Source organism: Streptomyces ziwulingensis, from assembly GCF_039542605.1.
Taxonomy (GTDB): Bacteria; Actinomycetota; Actinomycetes; order Streptomycetales; family Streptomycetaceae; genus Streptomyces; species Streptomyces ziwulingensis.
In genome coordinates this window covers 1-15,371 of record NZ_BAABIG010000009.1, presented here as the reverse complement: position 1 = coordinate 15,371, position 15,371 = coordinate 1, and the positions used below count along the sequence as shown (strand labels likewise).

General features: G+C 73.2%; 14 protein-coding genes. 10 read left to right on the top strand and 4 right to left on the bottom strand.

Annotation, left to right across the window (positions count from 1 at the left end):
• The first annotated feature begins 237 nt into the window (after positions 1-237).
• Both ABEB00_RS04915 and ABEB00_RS04910 read left to right on the top strand, forming a co-directional pair.
• Positions 238-708, top strand: a complete 471-nt coding sequence (locus ABEB00_RS04915; protein ID WP_345617650.1) for a DUF5709 domain-containing protein — start codon at positions 238-240, stop codon at positions 706-708.
• 216 nt (positions 709-924) lie between these two features.
• Positions 925-1,233, top strand: a complete 309-nt coding sequence (locus ABEB00_RS04910; RefSeq protein ID WP_345617649.1) for a type B 50S ribosomal protein L31 — start codon at positions 925-927, stop codon at positions 1,231-1,233.
• A gap of 59 nt (positions 1,234-1,292) precedes the next feature.
• On the opposite strand, the gene ABEB00_RS04905 is transcribed toward ABEB00_RS04910, so the two are convergent.
• Complete coding sequence (locus tag ABEB00_RS04905) at positions 1,293-2,087, bottom strand: metal-dependent hydrolase (RefSeq protein WP_345617648.1); 795 nt, start codon at positions 2,085-2,087, stop codon at positions 1,293-1,295.
• A gap of 145 nt (positions 2,088-2,232) precedes the next feature.
• On the opposite strand from ABEB00_RS04905, the gene ABEB00_RS04900 reads away from it, so the two are divergent.
• Positions 2,233-4,746 carry a DEAD/DEAH box helicase gene (locus tag ABEB00_RS04900; protein WP_345617647.1) on the top strand — a complete coding sequence of 838 codons (2,514 nt, stop codon included), beginning with the start codon at positions 2,233-2,235 and terminating at the stop codon, positions 4,744-4,746.
• Positions 4,747-4,765: 19 nt separating this feature from the next.
• Positions 4,766-5,632 carry an acyl-CoA thioesterase gene (locus ABEB00_RS04895; protein ID WP_345617646.1) on the top strand — a complete coding sequence of 289 codons (867 nt, stop codon included), beginning with the start codon at positions 4,766-4,768 and terminating at the stop codon, positions 5,630-5,632.
• A gap of 96 nt (positions 5,633-5,728) precedes the next feature.
• Here the strand turns inward: ABEB00_RS04895 and ABEB00_RS04890 are convergent, their stop codons facing one another.
• Complete coding sequence (locus tag ABEB00_RS04890) at positions 5,729-6,826, bottom strand: DUF6397 family protein (protein WP_345617645.1); 1,098 nt, start codon at positions 6,824-6,826, stop codon at positions 5,729-5,731.
• Between the two features lie 217 nt (positions 6,827-7,043).
• Positions 7,044-7,457 (bottom strand): roadblock/LC7 domain-containing protein, encoded by a 414-nt coding sequence (locus ABEB00_RS04885; RefSeq protein WP_345617644.1) that lies wholly within the window; start codon positions 7,455-7,457, stop codon positions 7,044-7,046.
• A 103-nt stretch (positions 7,458-7,560) separates the two neighbouring features.
• Here ABEB00_RS04885 and ABEB00_RS04880 point away from each other — a divergent pair, with 103 nt between their 5' ends.
• From ABEB00_RS04880 to ABEB00_RS04865, 4 genes are all read left to right on the top strand, one after another.
• Positions 7,561-7,989, top strand: a complete 429-nt coding sequence (locus ABEB00_RS04880; protein ID WP_345617643.1) for a PPOX class F420-dependent oxidoreductase — start codon at positions 7,561-7,563, stop codon at positions 7,987-7,989.
• An 84-nt stretch (positions 7,990-8,073) separates the two neighbouring features.
• A complete protein-coding gene (locus tag ABEB00_RS04875; protein ID WP_345617642.1) occupies positions 8,074-8,673 on the top strand; it encodes a class I SAM-dependent methyltransferase in 600 nt (199 codons plus the stop codon).
• A gap of 153 nt (positions 8,674-8,826) precedes the next feature.
• Positions 8,827-9,132: a hypothetical protein gene (locus ABEB00_RS04870; protein WP_425586436.1), complete on the top strand. Its 306-nt coding sequence runs from the start codon at positions 8,827-8,829 to the stop codon at positions 9,130-9,132.
• Between the two features lie 143 nt (positions 9,133-9,275).
• Entirely contained in the window at positions 9,276-10,193 is a 918-nt protein-coding gene (locus tag ABEB00_RS04865) for a hypothetical protein (RefSeq protein ID WP_345617640.1), read from the top strand.
• A gap of 112 nt (positions 10,194-10,305) precedes the next feature.
• On the opposite strand, the gene ABEB00_RS04860 is transcribed toward ABEB00_RS04865, so the two are convergent.
• Positions 10,306-10,488 carry a hypothetical protein gene (locus ABEB00_RS04860; protein ID WP_345617639.1) on the bottom strand — a complete coding sequence of 61 codons (183 nt, stop codon included), beginning with the start codon at positions 10,486-10,488 and terminating at the stop codon, positions 10,306-10,308.
• A gap of 383 nt (positions 10,489-10,871) precedes the next feature.
• Here ABEB00_RS04860 and ABEB00_RS04855 point away from each other — a divergent pair, with 383 nt between their 5' ends.
• Together ABEB00_RS04855 and ABEB00_RS04850 are read left to right on the top strand one after the other, a co-directional pair.
• Positions 10,872-13,679, top strand: a complete 2,808-nt coding sequence (locus tag ABEB00_RS04855) for an SNF2-related protein (RefSeq protein ID WP_345617638.1) — start codon at positions 10,872-10,874, stop codon at positions 13,677-13,679.
• Complete coding sequence (locus ABEB00_RS04850) at positions 13,676-15,058, top strand: SWIM zinc finger family protein (RefSeq protein ID WP_345617637.1); 1,383 nt, start codon at positions 13,676-13,678, stop codon at positions 15,056-15,058. Before ABEB00_RS04855 ends, ABEB00_RS04850 begins: the two co-directional genes overlap by 4 nt.
• The last annotated feature ends 313 nt before the right edge of the window (positions 15,059-15,371 follow it).

Genomic DNA, 15,371 nt, shown 5'->3' with positions numbered 1-15,371 from the left:
GGTGATCGCCGTTGTGTCCGGGTTCAAGGGGGAACGGCGTGGGCCGCCGGGTCCCCGGCACGGGTCCGTGCCGTTGCGCGGTGCCGAGCGGGGGTGGAAGGCTGGAAGCAGGCACCGGCTCGGGGAACGCCCCGCAACCGCGCGGTTCGGCGACGGGCGGCGCCTGTGCCCCGCACGGCGGTGGCCCGCCCCGGGCCGTCGCCGCGAGGGGCCCGCCCCCACCCCCTGGAGGTATCCGTGAGCAGCGCCGACGGATGGGGAGACGACGTCTACCAGCCCGACGCTTCCGAGCAGCGGGAGGACACCGGGCTGCTCGACGCGGAGGACACCCTGGAGTACGACGGTGTCGACGATCCCCTCGACCGGGGCTGGTCCCCGCCGGAGCGGCCCTGGGCCGTCGAGCACGAGGGGGTGACGGCGGCGGAACGCCGGCGGGGCGAGACCCTGGACCAGCGCCTCGCCGAGGAGACCCCGGACACCCCGGCACCCGACGGCGACGGCCTCGGCGACAGCGAGGACACCGACGGCGAACTGCTGGACGACGAGGTCGGCGCCGCGCGCTCCGGCCGGCTCGTCGCCCCCGACGAGGGCGCGCGCGAGGACGAGGAGCCCGCGCTCGTCGCCACGGACGTCGGCATCGACGGGGCCGCCGCCTCCGCCGAGGAGGCCGCGATGCACGTCGTCGACGAGGACACTCTGCCCCACTGAGACCCGGCCGCCGGTCGCCCGGCGGGCCGGCCCACCTAACCCACGGAACCCACGGAACCTGAAGACCCCGCAGACTTCCCAGAGCCTGCTGAAGCCGCTTGATCCGCTTGATCCGCCCCATCCGCTCGATCCGCTGAACCCGCCGGGCCCCACAGGCCGCGCCGGCCTTCCGGTGCCGCCCCGGCCCTCGCGGCCGAGGCCGTAGGAGGAGCCCCCATGCAACAGGACAAGCACCCCGACTACCACCCGGTCGTCTTCCGGGACCGCGCCGCCGGTTACGCCTTCCTCACCCGGTCCACCGCCACCAGCGACCGGACCGTCGAGTGGGACGACGGCCGCAGCTACCCGGTCGTCGACGTGGAGATCTCCTCGGAGAGCCACCCCTTCTACACGGGCCAGGCCCGGACGGTGGACACGGAGGGACGCGTCGCCCGCTTCGAACGCCGCTACGGAAGCGACGGGGGCACGGGCGGCAAGGGAGACGACGCGGGCGCCGCAGGTGGCACGCGGGGCACCGGGTCCTGAGGCCGCGCCGCCGGAGCGGGACGCGCCGCCGCCCCTCGCGTCCGGGCGGCGGCCCGGCCTCAGATGACGTTGAGCGCGGCCGCGCAGCCCACCCCGCCGAGCAGCATGAACGCCGGCATCAGCACTTTCAGCTCCACCCAACTGCCCGCCCGGAACCTGATGGCCTTGGGCGGGCCCACGGGATACCAGCGCTTGCGGCCCAGCGGAATGGGCCAGAGTATCGGGCAGCCGGACACGGTCAGCGCGTCCCCGATGTCGTGCACCAGGGCGCCCAGCACGATGGGCAGCCCCAGCCACATGTACTCCTGGCCCGGCGCGGTGAACAGCCAGGCCGACCCGTTGTCCGATTCGTCGAGGATGCCGGCCAGTATCCACGCGCTGGTCGCGGCGAGCAGCCAGACCAGGACGTCGCTGCTGGAGCCGCGGGCCGCCCGCCACAGCAGGCCCTCGATCGCCAGCACCAGGTGGACGAAGAGGATCGCCAGCACTCCCCAGCGGTCCGCGCCCACCGCCACGGCGGAGGAGCCGGCACCGAGCAGGACCGCCCACAGCCAGGTGTGTGTGAGCGTGCGGTGCCCGCCGGAGCGGCGCGGGTCGCCCTGCTTCTTCGTGGCCTTGTAGACGGCGTACGAGAGCTTGTCGACGATCTCGCACACTCCGCGGGAGATCGGCCCGAAGCTGCGCGAGATGGTGGCCGCCTTGTGGTCCAGATCCGGGGCGAGCGCGGCACCGGCACAGATCAGGGCTCCGACCAGGAGGACCGGCCAGGGCATCGGGTGCCCGGCGGCGGCGGTCGCCGCCCCGACGCCCAGCCAGGCCGCGGCGCCCGACAGTGAGTGTGCTGGTCCCATCATGACCGTTGCCCGCCCTGTTCCTCATGTGCCGCTGCCCAGTTGACTCCGGCCGCCGATGCGTCACCGGCCGTCCAGCGTAGCGTTCGTGATCTTCGGGCCCGCAGCCGATTCCCTCTTGGGGGACGGGGCCAGGCAAGATGGGGGCGTGACCCTCATCGATCGCCTGCCGCCGACCGCCGACCCCGACGCCCTCTACGAAGCCTTCGAGTCGTGGGCCGAGGAACGCGGTCTCACGCTCTACCCCCACCAGGAGGAGGCGCTGATCGAGGCGGTCTCGGGTGCGAACGTGATCGTGTCGACGCCCACCGGCTCCGGCAAGAGCATGATCGCGGCGGGCGCCCACTTCGCCGCCCTGGCCCGGGACGAGGTCACCTTCTACACGGCGCCGATCAAGGCACTGGTGTCGGAGAAGTTCTTCGAGCTGTGCAAGCTGTTCGGCACCGAGAACGTGGGCATGCTGACCGGCGACGCCTCGGTGAACTCCGACGCCCCCGTGATCTGCTGCACCGCCGAGGTACTGGCGTCGATCGCGCTGCGGGACGGCAAGCACGCGGACATCGGCCAGGTCGTCATGGACGAGTTCCACTTCTACGCGGAGCCGGACCGCGGCTGGGCCTGGCAGATCCCGCTGCTGGAACTCCCGCAGGCGCAGTTCGTCCTGATGTCCGCCACCCTCGGTGACGTCTCCTTCTTCGAGCAGGACCTCGCCCGGCGCACCGGCCGCCCCACGTCGGTGGTCCGGTCGGCGACCCGCCCGGTGCCCCTGTCCTACGAGTACCGCTACACCCCGCTCACCGAGACGCTCACCGACCTGCTGGTCACCAAGCAGGCTCCGGTGTACATCGTGCACTTCACGCAGGCGCAGGCCGTGGAGCGGGCGCAGGCGCTGATGAGCATCAACATGTGCACCCGGGAGGAGAAGGACAAGATCGCCGAGGTGATCGGCGGCTTCCGCTTCACCACCAAGTTCGGGCGCAACCTCTCCCGGTACGTGCGGCACGGCATCGGGGTGCACCATGCCGGCATGCTGCCCAAGTACCGGCGGCTGGTGGAGAAACTCGCCCAGGCCGGACTGCTGAAGGTGATCTGCGGGACCGACACGCTCGGTGTGGGCGTCAACGTCCCGATCCGCACCGTGCTGTTCACCGCGCTGACCAAGTACGACGGCAGCCGGGTGCGGACACTGCGCGCCCGGGAGTTCCACCAGATCGCGGGGCGGGCCGGGCGGGCGGGTTTCGACACGGCTGGTTTCGTGGTCGCGCAGGCGCCCGAGCACGTCATCGAGAACGAGAAGAACCTGGCCAAGGCGGGCGACGACCCGAAGAAGCGCCGCAAGGTGGTCCGCAAGAAGGCTCCCGAGGGTTTCGTCGGCTGGGCCGAGCAGACCTTCGACAAGCTCATCACCTCCGAGCCCGAGCCGCTGACCTCCCGTTTCCGGGTCACGCACACGATGCTGCTGTCGGTGATCGCCCGGCCCGGCAACGCCTTCGAGGCGATGCGGCACCTGTTGGAGGACAACCACGAGCCCCGCAAGCAGCAGCTCCGGCACATCCGGCGGGCCATCGCGATCTACCGCTCCCTGCTGGACGGCGGCATCGTCGAGAAGCTGGACACGCCGGACGCGGAGGGCCGCATCGTCCGCCTCACGGTCGACCTCCAGCAGGACTTCGCCCTGAACCAGCCGCTGTCCACGTTCGCGCTGGCCGCGTTCGAACTCCTCGACCCCGAGTCGCCGTCGTACGCGCTGGACATGGTGTCCGTGGTGGAGTCCACGCTGGACGACCCGCGGCAGATCCTCGCCGCCCAGCAGAACAAGGCGCGCGGCGAGGCCGTGGCCGCGATGAAGGCGGACGGCGTCGAGTACGAGGACCGCATGGAGCGCCTCCAGGACGTCACCTACCCGAAGCCGCTGGAGGAACTGCTCTTCCACGCGTACGACACGTACCGCAAGAGCCACCCCTGGGTCGGTGACCATCCGCTGTCGCCGAAGTCGGTGATCCGGGACATGTACGAGCGGGCGATGTCCTTCACCGAGCTGACCTCGCACTACGAGCTGGCCCGCACCGAGGGCATCGTGCTGCGCTACCTCGCCGGCGCCTACAAGGCGCTCGATCACACCGTCCCCGACGACCTGAAGTCCGACGACCTCCAGGATCTGATCGAGTGGCTGGGCGAGATGGTGCGCCAGGTCGACTCCAGCCTGCTGGACGAGTGGGAGCAGCTCGCCAACCCGGGGGAGATGACCGCCGAGGAGGCCCAGGAGAAGGCCGACCAGGTCCGGCCGGTCACCACCAACGCCCGCGCCTTCCGCGTCCTGGTGCGCAACGCCCTGTTCCGCCGGGTGGAGCTGGCCGCTCTCGACCAGGTGAACGAGCTGGGCGAGATGGACGGTGACGCCGGCTGGGACGCGGACGCCTGGGGCGAGGCCATGGACAAGTACTGGGACGAGTACGACGACCTCGGCACCGGTCCCGACGCCCGCGGCCCGAAGCTGCTGGTGATCACGGAGGAGCCGGAGAACCGGCTGTGGCGCGTGCGGCAGATCTTCGACGACCCCAACAGCGACCACGACTGGGGCATCAGCGCGGAGATCGACCTGGTGGCCTCCGACGCGGAGGGCCGGGCGATCGTGCGCGTCACCGATGTCGGCCAGTTGTGACCACAGGAGAACACCACTCATGACGAACCCGGCCGAGAGCCTTGTCGACCTGCTCGACCTGGAGCGGATCGAGGTCAACATCTTCCGCGGCCGCAGCCCGGAGGAGTCCCTGCAGCGGGTCTTCGGCGGCCAGGTCGCCGGCCAGGCGCTGGTCGCCGCGGGGCGCACCACGGAGGGCGACCGCCCGGTGCACTCGCTGCACGCGTACTTCCTGCGGCCGGGACGGCCGGGTGTGCCGATCGTGTACCAGGTCGAACGGGTGCGGGACGGACGGTCGTTCACGACCCGCCGGGTCACCGCCGTGCAACAGGGCCGCACGATCTTCAATCTCACCGCCTCCTTCCACAAGCCCGAGCAGGGCAGTTTCGAACATCAGTTGCCGCCGGCCCGGAAGGTGCCGGACCCGGAGTCCCTGCCGACGGTCGCCGCCGAGGTCCGGGAGCATCTGGGCGGCCTGCCGGAGCAGTTGGAGCGGATGGCACGGCGCCAGCCCTTCGACATCCGCTACGTCGACCGGCTGCGCTGGGACGCCGAGGAGATCCGGGACGCCGAGCCACGCAGTGCCGTGTGGATGCGCGCGGTCGGGCCGCTCGGTGACGATCCGCTCGTGCACACCTGCGCGCTGACCTACGCCAGCGACATGACGCTCCTGGACGCCGTGCGTATCCCGGTGGAACCGCTGTGGGGTCCGCGCGGCTTCGACATGGCGTCCCTGGACCATGCCATGTGGTTCCACCGTCCGTTCCGGGCGGACGAGTGGTTCCTGTACGACCAGGAGTCGCCGATCGCCACCGGCGGGCGGGGACTGGCCCGCGGCCGGATCTACGACACCGAGGGACGCCTGCTGGTGTCCGTCGTGCAGGAGGGCCTGTTCAGGGCCCTGTAGTCCGTGCCCTGCGGTCACTGCGGTCGCTGCGTTCCCCGCGCCCGCGCGCTCCCGCGTCCGGTGCGCCGGCCTTGCGCGCATGACCGCCCGTCTCGCTCAGCGGTTCCCCCGGCGCAGACGGGCGAGGAGACCGCGGGGGCGTGCGGGTGGTCGCTCCGGGCGCCGGGCCGGTGCCCGGCAGGGCGTGTGCGCCGTGTGCGCCTCGGTGGCGGGGCGCGGCGCGAGCAGCCCGCGCGCCCGTCCGACAGCCGGGGACTGAGCGACCGGGGACGGAGCGACCGGGGACGGGACAGCGGGTGCCGGCGCCCAGGACGGAACGGTCCGGGGCGGGGGCGGGGGCGCCGGGCGGTGGGCAGCGGGCGGGTCCGTGGTCCGGTCCGGTGCCGGCTGGTGGTCGCGGGCGTCGGACACCGCGCGCGTGAGGTCGGCCCGGAGCCAGTCGATCTCGTCCGGGTCGGCCGCGGTCATGATCTCCTCCGCCGCGTCGGCGGCCGGTGAACCCGGCGCGCCGTGAGCGGCCGGCGCGGGGCGGAACCGGTCGAGGAGGTCACGCTCGCCGGGGTCCGCCACCACCGCGGCCACTTCGGCCGGGCCGAGCAGGGAGGCCACCGCCGCGGCCCGGGCCCATGGACCGTCGGCCTGCCGGAGCAGGAAACCCAGGTGCCGCCCGCGCCAGTTGCGGGGGCGCCGGTCCTGGCCCGCCCTCAGACGGTCCAGCAGTTCCTCGGACATCCGGCCCGTCAGCAGCGCCGTATGCCGATCGTCGGCCGCGAACCGCTCCAGTTCGTCGGCCAGGTACAGCCACACCACGGCGCGGTACCGGTTGAGGTAGAAGCGCACGGGCACCAGCAGTCCCAGCCGCGCGAGACGCGTGAACCGGGCCTTGGGGATCTCCATGAGCGCCGCGCCCTGTGTGGTGCCCACGGTCCGGACGCTGTCCCGCAGGGCCGTGCCGAAGCCCTCCCGGGCGCGGATCCTGTCGATCTCGGCTTGCGGGACGGACCGGCCCCCTCCCCTGTCGTCGGGCACGGTGCGGATCCGCCCGAGGCCCATCGCGATGTCGAACTCGCCGCGTCGAAGACCGAGTTCCCGTGCGGCTCGGCCGAGTGCGACCAGGGAGTCCCCGGTGGTGGCGGCAGCCCGGTCAGCGGCGGTCGTGGGTGCGGTGCTGTGCGTGAGGATGTTGCCGGACATGCTCGTCTCCCCCGTGGAGTCCGTGCGGCCGACGCCCGATGCGTGCGACCGAGAAAACCGTAGCCGCTGCGACGGTTCTCCCGACGAGCCTGTGGATAACTCTCCGTGACGGCCCTGCACCGGCCGGTCTCGACGGGGTCAGAAGCCCACGAAGTCAGCAGTCCACGGGGTCAGGAGCCCACGGAGTCAGCACTGCGCGGGGTGAGGAGCCACGGGGTCAGGAGTCCAGCGCAGAGGTGGGTTCGGGGTGGCGGGCGTCGATGTCGAGGTGCTCGCCGACCCGGTTCACCAGCAGGGTCATCTCGTAGGCGATCTGGCCGATGTCGGCCTCCGCGCCGCTCAGTACGCACAGGCAGCTACCGGAGCCGGCCGCCGTGACGAAGAGCACCGCCTCGTCGAACTCGACCATCGTCTGACGTACCCGCCCGGCACCGAAGTGGCGCCCCGACCCCTTGGCCAGGCTGTGCAGGCCGGACGAGACGGCGGCGAGGTGCTCCGCGTCCTCGCGTCGTAGGCCCGTGCTGGCGCCCGTCACCAACCCGTCGTTGGACAGGACCAGTGCGTGCCGGACGTGTTCGACGCGCTCGGTCAGATCGTCCAGCATCCAGCCGAGTCCCCGGTTCTGCGCCATGATCCCGTCTCCCCGTGTGCTCCCCGTGCGATGTCTCCCTCCGGCCGAGGGAGCTTCCGCCAGCCTTCCCCACGGTCCGGCTCCGGGCAAGCAGGATGGGGCCATGGCACAGAAGATGACCGACGAGGAGTGGCGGGCGTTCGTCTCCCACGGCACCCGCACCGCGAAACTCTCCACCGTCCGCGCGGACGGCAGTCCGCACGTGGCGCCGATCTGGTTCCTGCTCGACGGGGACGACATCGTGTTCAACACCGGGGCGGACACGGTGAAGGGGCGCAATCTGGCCCGGGACGGCCGGGTCGCCCTGTGCGTGGACGACGACCGGCCACCCTTCGATTTCGTCGTCCTGCAGGGCCGCGCCCGCCTGCTGGAGGGCCTGGCCGAGCTGAGGCACTGGGCCGCCCGCATCGGTGCCCGGTACATGGGCGAGGACCGAGCGGAGGAGTTCGGGGTCCGCAACGGCGTCCCCGGAGAGCTGCTGGTCCGGGTCACCGTGGACAAGGTCCTGGCGCAGAAGGGCGTGGCGGACTGAGCGGACCGGGCCCGCCCGGGGCCCACGCCGTTCGCACGCGTGCACCGCGGTGTCGCGGCGCGGCGGTGGGGGATCATGCGGAACATGAGTCACGACCACACACGCGTCCAGGAGTTCTTCGCCGCCCGCGCCGCCGACTGGGACAGCAGATTCCCCGACGACGCCCCCGCCTACGCCGCGGCCGTCGCCGCGCTGAACCTGCGCCAAGGGGACCGTGTGCTCGACGCGGGCTGCGGCACCGGACGGGCCCTGACGCCGTTGCGGGCGGCCGTGGGCCCGGCGGGGGTCGTGATGGGGGCCGATCTCACCTCGGCCATGCTCCAGGCCGCCGTGCGGGCCGGGCGGGACCGGGACGGACGGCTGCTGCGGACCGATGTCGCCGCGCTGCCGCTGCGCTCGGCGTCGCTCGACGCCGTCTTCGCCGCGGGTCTTGTCGCCCACCTGCCGGAACCGGGGACGAACTTGCGGGAGTTGGCACGCGTGGTGCGGGTGGGAGGTCTGCTGGCCCTGTTCCACCCCCTCGGCAGGGCGACGCTGGCGGCCCGCCAGGGGCGGCGGCTCACTCCGGACGATCTGCGCGCGGAGCCCAATCTGCGTCCGCTGCTGGCTGGTTCGGGATGGCGGATGACGTCGTACGTGGACGAGGACGACCGCTTTCTTGCCCTGGCCGTCCGCGAGGGCTGAGGCTCCGGCTCCGACCACCGGCGGCGCACCCCCGCGAAGCGGCCGACGACCGGCCATGGCCCCCTTCTGTCGACGCCGCCCTGAAACCCTTACGTTGAGTGGCAGGGAACGCACTTTCGGCGAGGAGAGCCGCACAGGGGGAAGGTGATCAGCGTGTTCGACAGGGTGCGCACGGTCTGGAGCAGAGTCACCGGGGCGGCGGCCGGCGAGGAGGGCACGCCGGCCGCCGGAGCGGACACGCGGCCGCACAACCTCTTCGAGGCGGCCGCCGCCTACGTGTCGGCGTCCGTGGAGGACGATCAGGAGCGGATCGACGAGGCGGCGGGCTGGGTGTCACCGGAGGCGTTGTCGTTCGGGTTGAACGAGCTGGCCTGCCGGGCCGTCGTGGCACTCGCGCGGGAACGCGAGGAGTCACCGCGACAGGTGGCCCGCGCGCTCCTCGGGCTTCCGGTGGTCTGAGGGGCCGCTCGCCGCGCCCGCGGTGGTCGGTGTCGCCCCGTGCGGCCGGAGAACCGCAGCCAGCGTGCGTCGGGGAGCCGTGACAAGCGCCTTCCGGTCGCACTAGGGTGCGCGCGGTTGGTCGAACCGATGGGGAGGCTGGGATGGCCGAGACGGACGAGGACGCCGTCGCCACCGCGGACGACGCGCTCTATGTGCTGACGGCGGTGCTGCTGACGCCGGCGAATTTCCCGAGCGTGCTGGGCGACGACTACCCGGAGGCGTGCGCGGCGCTCGGTCTTCCGCCCCTCGCGGACGGTTACGGGCTGGTGCTCGGCCAGGACGGCGACGGCGCCCGGTGGACCGTCGTGATCGACGACGTCTCCCTGGTCGCCGTGGCCGTCGCGTCCTGGGACTGCGGCATGGAGTACGAGCTGTCGCCGGACGAGCGCACGGTCGTCGCGGCCCTGCCCGGGTGGCCTCTCGCGCTCGCCGTGGCGGCACCGGGCGTACCCGCGCCGCACGATCCCGCGCCGGAGAGCGAGGACCAGCCTCCGCTGTCGCCGCCCGACACGACCGCCTGGGGGTCGGCGCAACGACGCCTGGGCGCCGACGAGATCGCGTCGCGGTGGTCGCAGTGGCGGGAGCAGCTCGACGACTCCGACTTCCCCGCCCCGGACGACGGTACGGGTGCCGGTGGGGACGCCGGTGTGCCCGATGCCCCGGAGCGGGAGGCGGGCGCCGCCGCGGCGGAACCGGCCGACGCAGGCGCCGGGCGAGCAGGCGCCGGGCGAAAGAACGCGCCCGAGAGCGGCCACAACGGCATCCGGCGGGTGCTCGCGGAGGCCCGCGCCTACGTCGACACGCCGCCGCCGCTCGGCCGCGTGCGGTCGTCGTTCGCACCGGGCGAGGCACGCACCCTGCGAGCCGACGGCCCCGGCTGGTCCCTGGTGGCGCGCACCGACGACATCGCCTTCGTCCTGCTGGACGAGAAACCCGGCGAGGTCCTCCCGGTCGGCCGGGGAGCGGAGCTGCCGGGCCTCTTGGAAGCCCTGGACAAGATGGCCGTACGCCCCGGCTGAGCGCTACGCCCACGAGTCGTCGCCCCTCTCCGTCACCTCTGTCCGTCTCCCCTGCCCCTCGCCTCTGTTCCGCCGCCCGCGGAGCGTGTGGCCATGGCGGGGCGCCGGCCCGTCAGCGGCCGAGTTCCCGGCGTCGGTTACGGCGCAGCCTGCGCCGCTGGGAGGGATCGAGCGCGAGGTACGCGGCGGCCGGGATGCCCACGATGATCAGGAGGGCGGCCCACCAGGGCAGCCAGATCAACAGGATGAGGCCGACCGCCACACCCCCTGCGGCGATCTTGGCGTTCTTCGACATGGTGTCGCCTCCTCCGCGGCCACTGCCGCTCTCTCTCCTGAGAACGGGCTCGCGCCCGCCGCAGTTCCGGCCCGCACCCCTGAGACGCCCCTGAGGCACCCCTGAGCCCAACCCTTACACGCCGCCCTTACTGCCCTTACTCACCGCCCTCAGTCGCCCCCTGGACCCGACAACGACCCCGCCACCGATGGCGCCACCCATGACGCCACCCCACCCCTGCATAGTGACCCACCCCACCCGAAAGCACACCCGACCAGGCGCCGTACTGCGGTACAGTCGGCGTTCCGATCCCACTAGTCAAACTTGAGGAATAGGTCATCGCCGAGCAGACCACTCCCCCGCCCGCCTCGACGGACATCTCCCGACTCGCCCGGTGCAGCGTCGTGTTCCTGCCCGGCGATCCCGCCCGCAGCGGGTCGATCGCCTTCTGGCGACCCGACGGTGAGCGGCCTTGGGGCGTCGAGGCAGGCTCCCTGGTGGACCTGGCGGTGACCGTACCCGCCGCCCACGGTGTCGAGACGGTGGACGTGCCGGCCGTAGTGCTGCCGCTGCGGGAGGCGCTGCCGGTCCTCACGCGTGTGCGTGCCCAGGCGGAGAGCCACCGGGCGGCGGCGTTCTGGGGCGCCGCGGCCGTGGAGGCCCTGCACTTCCTGGCGCGCGGGCTGCTGTTGCCCGGCCTGTCCCCGGGGGACCACGACGCGTGGCGCGTGGGTCCGCTGCGCGCCGAGGACCTGGAGCGGGTGCGTCACTTGGCGGCCGCGATGCCGCCCGAGGCGCACGCCGTGGCGGTGGACGGTCCCGGGGCCGCACGGCTGCCCGAGCCCGAGCTGCTGGTGCGCGCCTTCCTGGACGCGGTCGCCGACACGCTGCCGCGCTCCCCCGCCGCCCCACTGGTGACGGGCGGTCCCGCTTACGCCGTACGGGAGCCGGCGCTTCGGCCTGGACTGCGCGCCTGGGCGGACGCCGTCGCCTCGGGGCACGACGCGGGGGTGCGGATCTCGCTGCGGATCGAGGTGTCCGGCCTGACGGACATGGCGGGGACGGAGGCGGGGGCGGGGGCCGTGTTCCGGGTCGTGCCGCAGGTGCACAGCGTCGGCGATCCCACGCTCGTCGCGGACGCCGCCGAGGTCTGGGCCGGCGCGGCGAGCGACGCCCTCGGCCCGCGGGCGCGCATCGACGCCCTGCTCGCACTGCGTCGCGCGGCCCGCGCCTGGCCCGCGCTCACGCCCCTGTTGTCGGCCGCCGTACCGGACGCCGTCGAACTCGCCGACGACGAGGTCACCGAACTCCTCGCCGGCGCCGCCCGCACCCTGGCCGGCGCGGGGGTCGACGTGCACTGGCCGCGCGAGTGGGTCCGCGGGCTGACCTCCCGCGCGGAGATCGGTCCGGCGGACGAGGAGCCGGATGCGGGCCGGTTCGCCGGCGGCGGCGGGCCGTCGTTCCTGTCCGCCGACGCGCTGCTCGCCTTCGACTGGACGTTCGCCCTGGGGGACGAGCGGCTCACGCGTGCGGAACTGGACCGGCTCGCCGAGGCCGACCGGCCCTTGGTGAGGCTGCGCGACCAGTGGGTGCTCGTCGACCCCGAACACGTGCGTCGCGCCCGGGACCGGCAGGACCGCAAGGTCACGCCCGTCGACGCGCTCGCCGCGGCGCTCACCGGCTCGGCCGAGGTGGACGGGCGCCTGGTGGAGGTGCGGCCGACCGGGTGGCTGGCAGCCTTGCGGGAGCGGCTCACAGACCCGGAGGGGCAGCAGCCGGTGGCACAGCCGGCCGCCCTGGCCGCGACACTGCGGGACTATCAGCGGCGCGGTCTCGAGTGGCTGGCCCGGATGTCCTCACTGGGGCTGGGCTGCTGTCTCGCCGACGACATGGGACTCGGCAAGACGATCACGCTGATCGCCCTGCACCTGCACCGGCAGGCCGAGGAATCGTCCCAGGGGCCCACCCTGGTGGTCTGCCCGACCTCGCTGATGGGGAACTGGCAGCGGGAGATCGAACGGTTCGCGCCCGGCACGCCGGTGCGCCGCTTCCACGGCACGCGGCGCGACCTGGCGGACCTCTGCGCGAACGGGTTCGTCCTCACCACCTACGGCACGATGCGGCTGGACGCGCGGCGGCTCGCGCGGGTGCCGTGGGGCCTGGTGGTGGCCGACGAGGCCCAGCACGTCAAGAACCCCTATTCGGCGACCGCGCGGGAGCTGCGCACCATCGGGGCGCGCGCACGCGTGGCGCTCACCGGCACCCCGGTGGAGAACAACCTGTCGGAACTGTGGGCCATCCTGGACTGGACCACACCGGGGCTGCTCGGCCGCCTCGGCACCTTCCGCACACGCTATGCCCAGGCCGTCGAGAGCGGCCAGGACCCGGCCGCCGCGGAACGACTCGCCCGGCTGGTACGGCCGTTCCTGCTGCGTCGCCGGAAATCCGATCCGGGTATCGCGCCGGAGCTGCCCCCGAAGACCGAGACGGACCACCCGGTATCGCTCACCGCGGAACAGACGGGCCTGTACGAGGCGGTGGTCCGGGAGGCGCTCACGGAGATCTCCGGCGCGGACGGCATGGAGCGGCGGGGAATGATCGTGAAGCTGCTGACGAGCCTGAAGCAGATCTGCAACCACCCGGCGCAGTTCCTCAAGGAGGACCGCCCGCGGATCGCCGGCCGCTCGGGGAAGCTGGAACTGCTGGACGAGCTGCTCGACACGATCCTCGCCGGGGAGGCGGGCGTGCTGGTCTTCACCCAGTACGTGCGGATGGGCCGCCTGTTGGAAGACCACCTGGCCTCGCGGGGCGTGCCTTCCCTGTTCCTGCACGGCGGGACCTCCGTCAGCGGCCGCGAGGCAATGGTGCGGCGCTTCCAGGACGGCGAGGTCCCCGTCTTCCTGCTGTCGCTCAAGGCGGCGGGCACCGGGCTCAACCTCACCCGCGCGGAGCATGTCGTCCACTACGACCGCTGGTGGAATCCGGCCGTCGAGGCGCAGGCCACCGACCGTGCCCACCGCATCGGCCAGACCCGGCCGGTGCAGGTGCACCGGTTGATCGCGGAAGGCACCGTCGAGGACCGTATCGCCGCTCTGCTGAGCCGCAAGCGGGACCTGGCCGACTCCGTGCTCGGAGCCGGAGAGGGGGCTCTGAGCGAGCTGACGGACGCGGAGCTGGCCGATCTGGTGCGACTGCGAGGAGGAACGGTGTGACCCGGTACGAGGACGCACACGACCACGACCGTGCCGATGACGGCGGCGGTGACGCCGAGCGGACGTTCGCTGCGTTGCCGCCCGCGCGCGGGCGCGGCTTCGCGCAGACGTGGTGGGGCCAGGCCTGGCTGAAGGCGCTGGAGGACACCGCCCTGGACGGTCAGCAGGTACGGACGGGGCGGCGGCTCGCCCGCGCGGGTGCGGTCGGCGCGGTGTCGGTGCGGCCGGGACGGATCACCGCGATCGTGCGGGACCCGGACGGGACGGGTCATCGTGCCGACGTCCTGCTGGCCGAGTTGTCCGGGGCGCAGTGGGACCGGTTCATCGAGATGGCGGCCGCGCGGGCCGCTCATGTCGCGGCCCTGCTGGACCTGGAGATGCCTCCGCACCTGGTCGAGGACTCGGAGGCCGCGGGCATCGACCTGCTGCCCGGCACGGGTGATCTGGAGCCGGAGTGCGACTGCGGTGCCTGGGACCACTGCGGGCACACGGTGGCGCTGTGCCACCAGGTGGCCCGGCTTCTGGACCAGGACCCCTTCGTCCTGCTGCTGATGCGGGGGCGCGGTGAACGCGCCGTCGTGGAGGCGCTCCAGGCACGCGACGGCGGGGCTGCCGGGGCGGCGGCTTCGGCCCGGTCGCGGCCGGCCGGGATCGACGCCGCCGAGGCGTACGCCGCGGGCGTCGTACTGCCGCCCCCGCCCGCCCTGCCCGAGGTCCCCGAGATACCGGGGACACCCCCTTCCCTGGACACCGACACCGCTATGGATACCGACCTCGGGAGCGACCTGGACGCCAATGCCCAGCCTGTCCCCGCTGCCGTCGATCCGGCCGCCCTGACCTTCCTGATGTCCGCCACGGCGGCGGAGGCACGTCGACTGCTCGCCGACGCCCTGCGCCCCGGACACGGACAGCGGCCCGTGGCGGAGGAGCTGTCACCGGCTCAGGACGCGGTGCGACTCGCGGCGGCGCGTTCGACCGCGGACGAGCCCGATCCGCTCCTGCCGGCACGCCTGGCCGATGGATCGGGTCGCGATCCGCGGGTCCTCGCGACCGCCGTGGCCGCGTGGCGGCTCGGCGGCCCCGAGGCGCTGGCCGTACTGGAGGAGGAGTGGGCGGTCGGGGGTGAGGCGCTCGCACGCGCGCGGGCCGCTCTGGAGTCGGCCTGGGACGAGGACGAACGGCCCTCGCTGCGGGCGCGCGCCAACCGTTGGACCGTCGTCGGAGCAGCGCATCAGCTCCGCCTGGGCCGTGACGGCCGCTGGTGGCCGTACCGCGAGGAGGACGGCCGCTGGGTACCGGCGGGCGTGGCGGCGCACGACCCCGCGACGGCACTGGCCCAGACGGCACGTCCGGACGGGAGCGAGCCTCAGGAGCCTTGACCGCCCCGGCCGCCCTCACGCCTTCACTGCGCCGCATCGGCGACCAGGGACGGCAGCAGCGACGCAAGACCGTCAGCGTCGGAAGAAGCCGTCCTCCGGCGGTGGTGTGTCACCGGGCGCGGCCCGGGCGGCCGCGGGGTGCTGCGGGCGGCAGACCCCCGCGCCGAAGCCAGGGCAGGGCGGCTCCGTCCAGGATCGCGCTCCGTCCGCGACAGCGTGCGCGTGCGCCGCGCGTGCCACCGCCGCACTCACGCGATCCCGGACGCCTCCGCCGTGTCAGGCCCGGACGCCGAGGAGGTGGTCCATGGCGAGC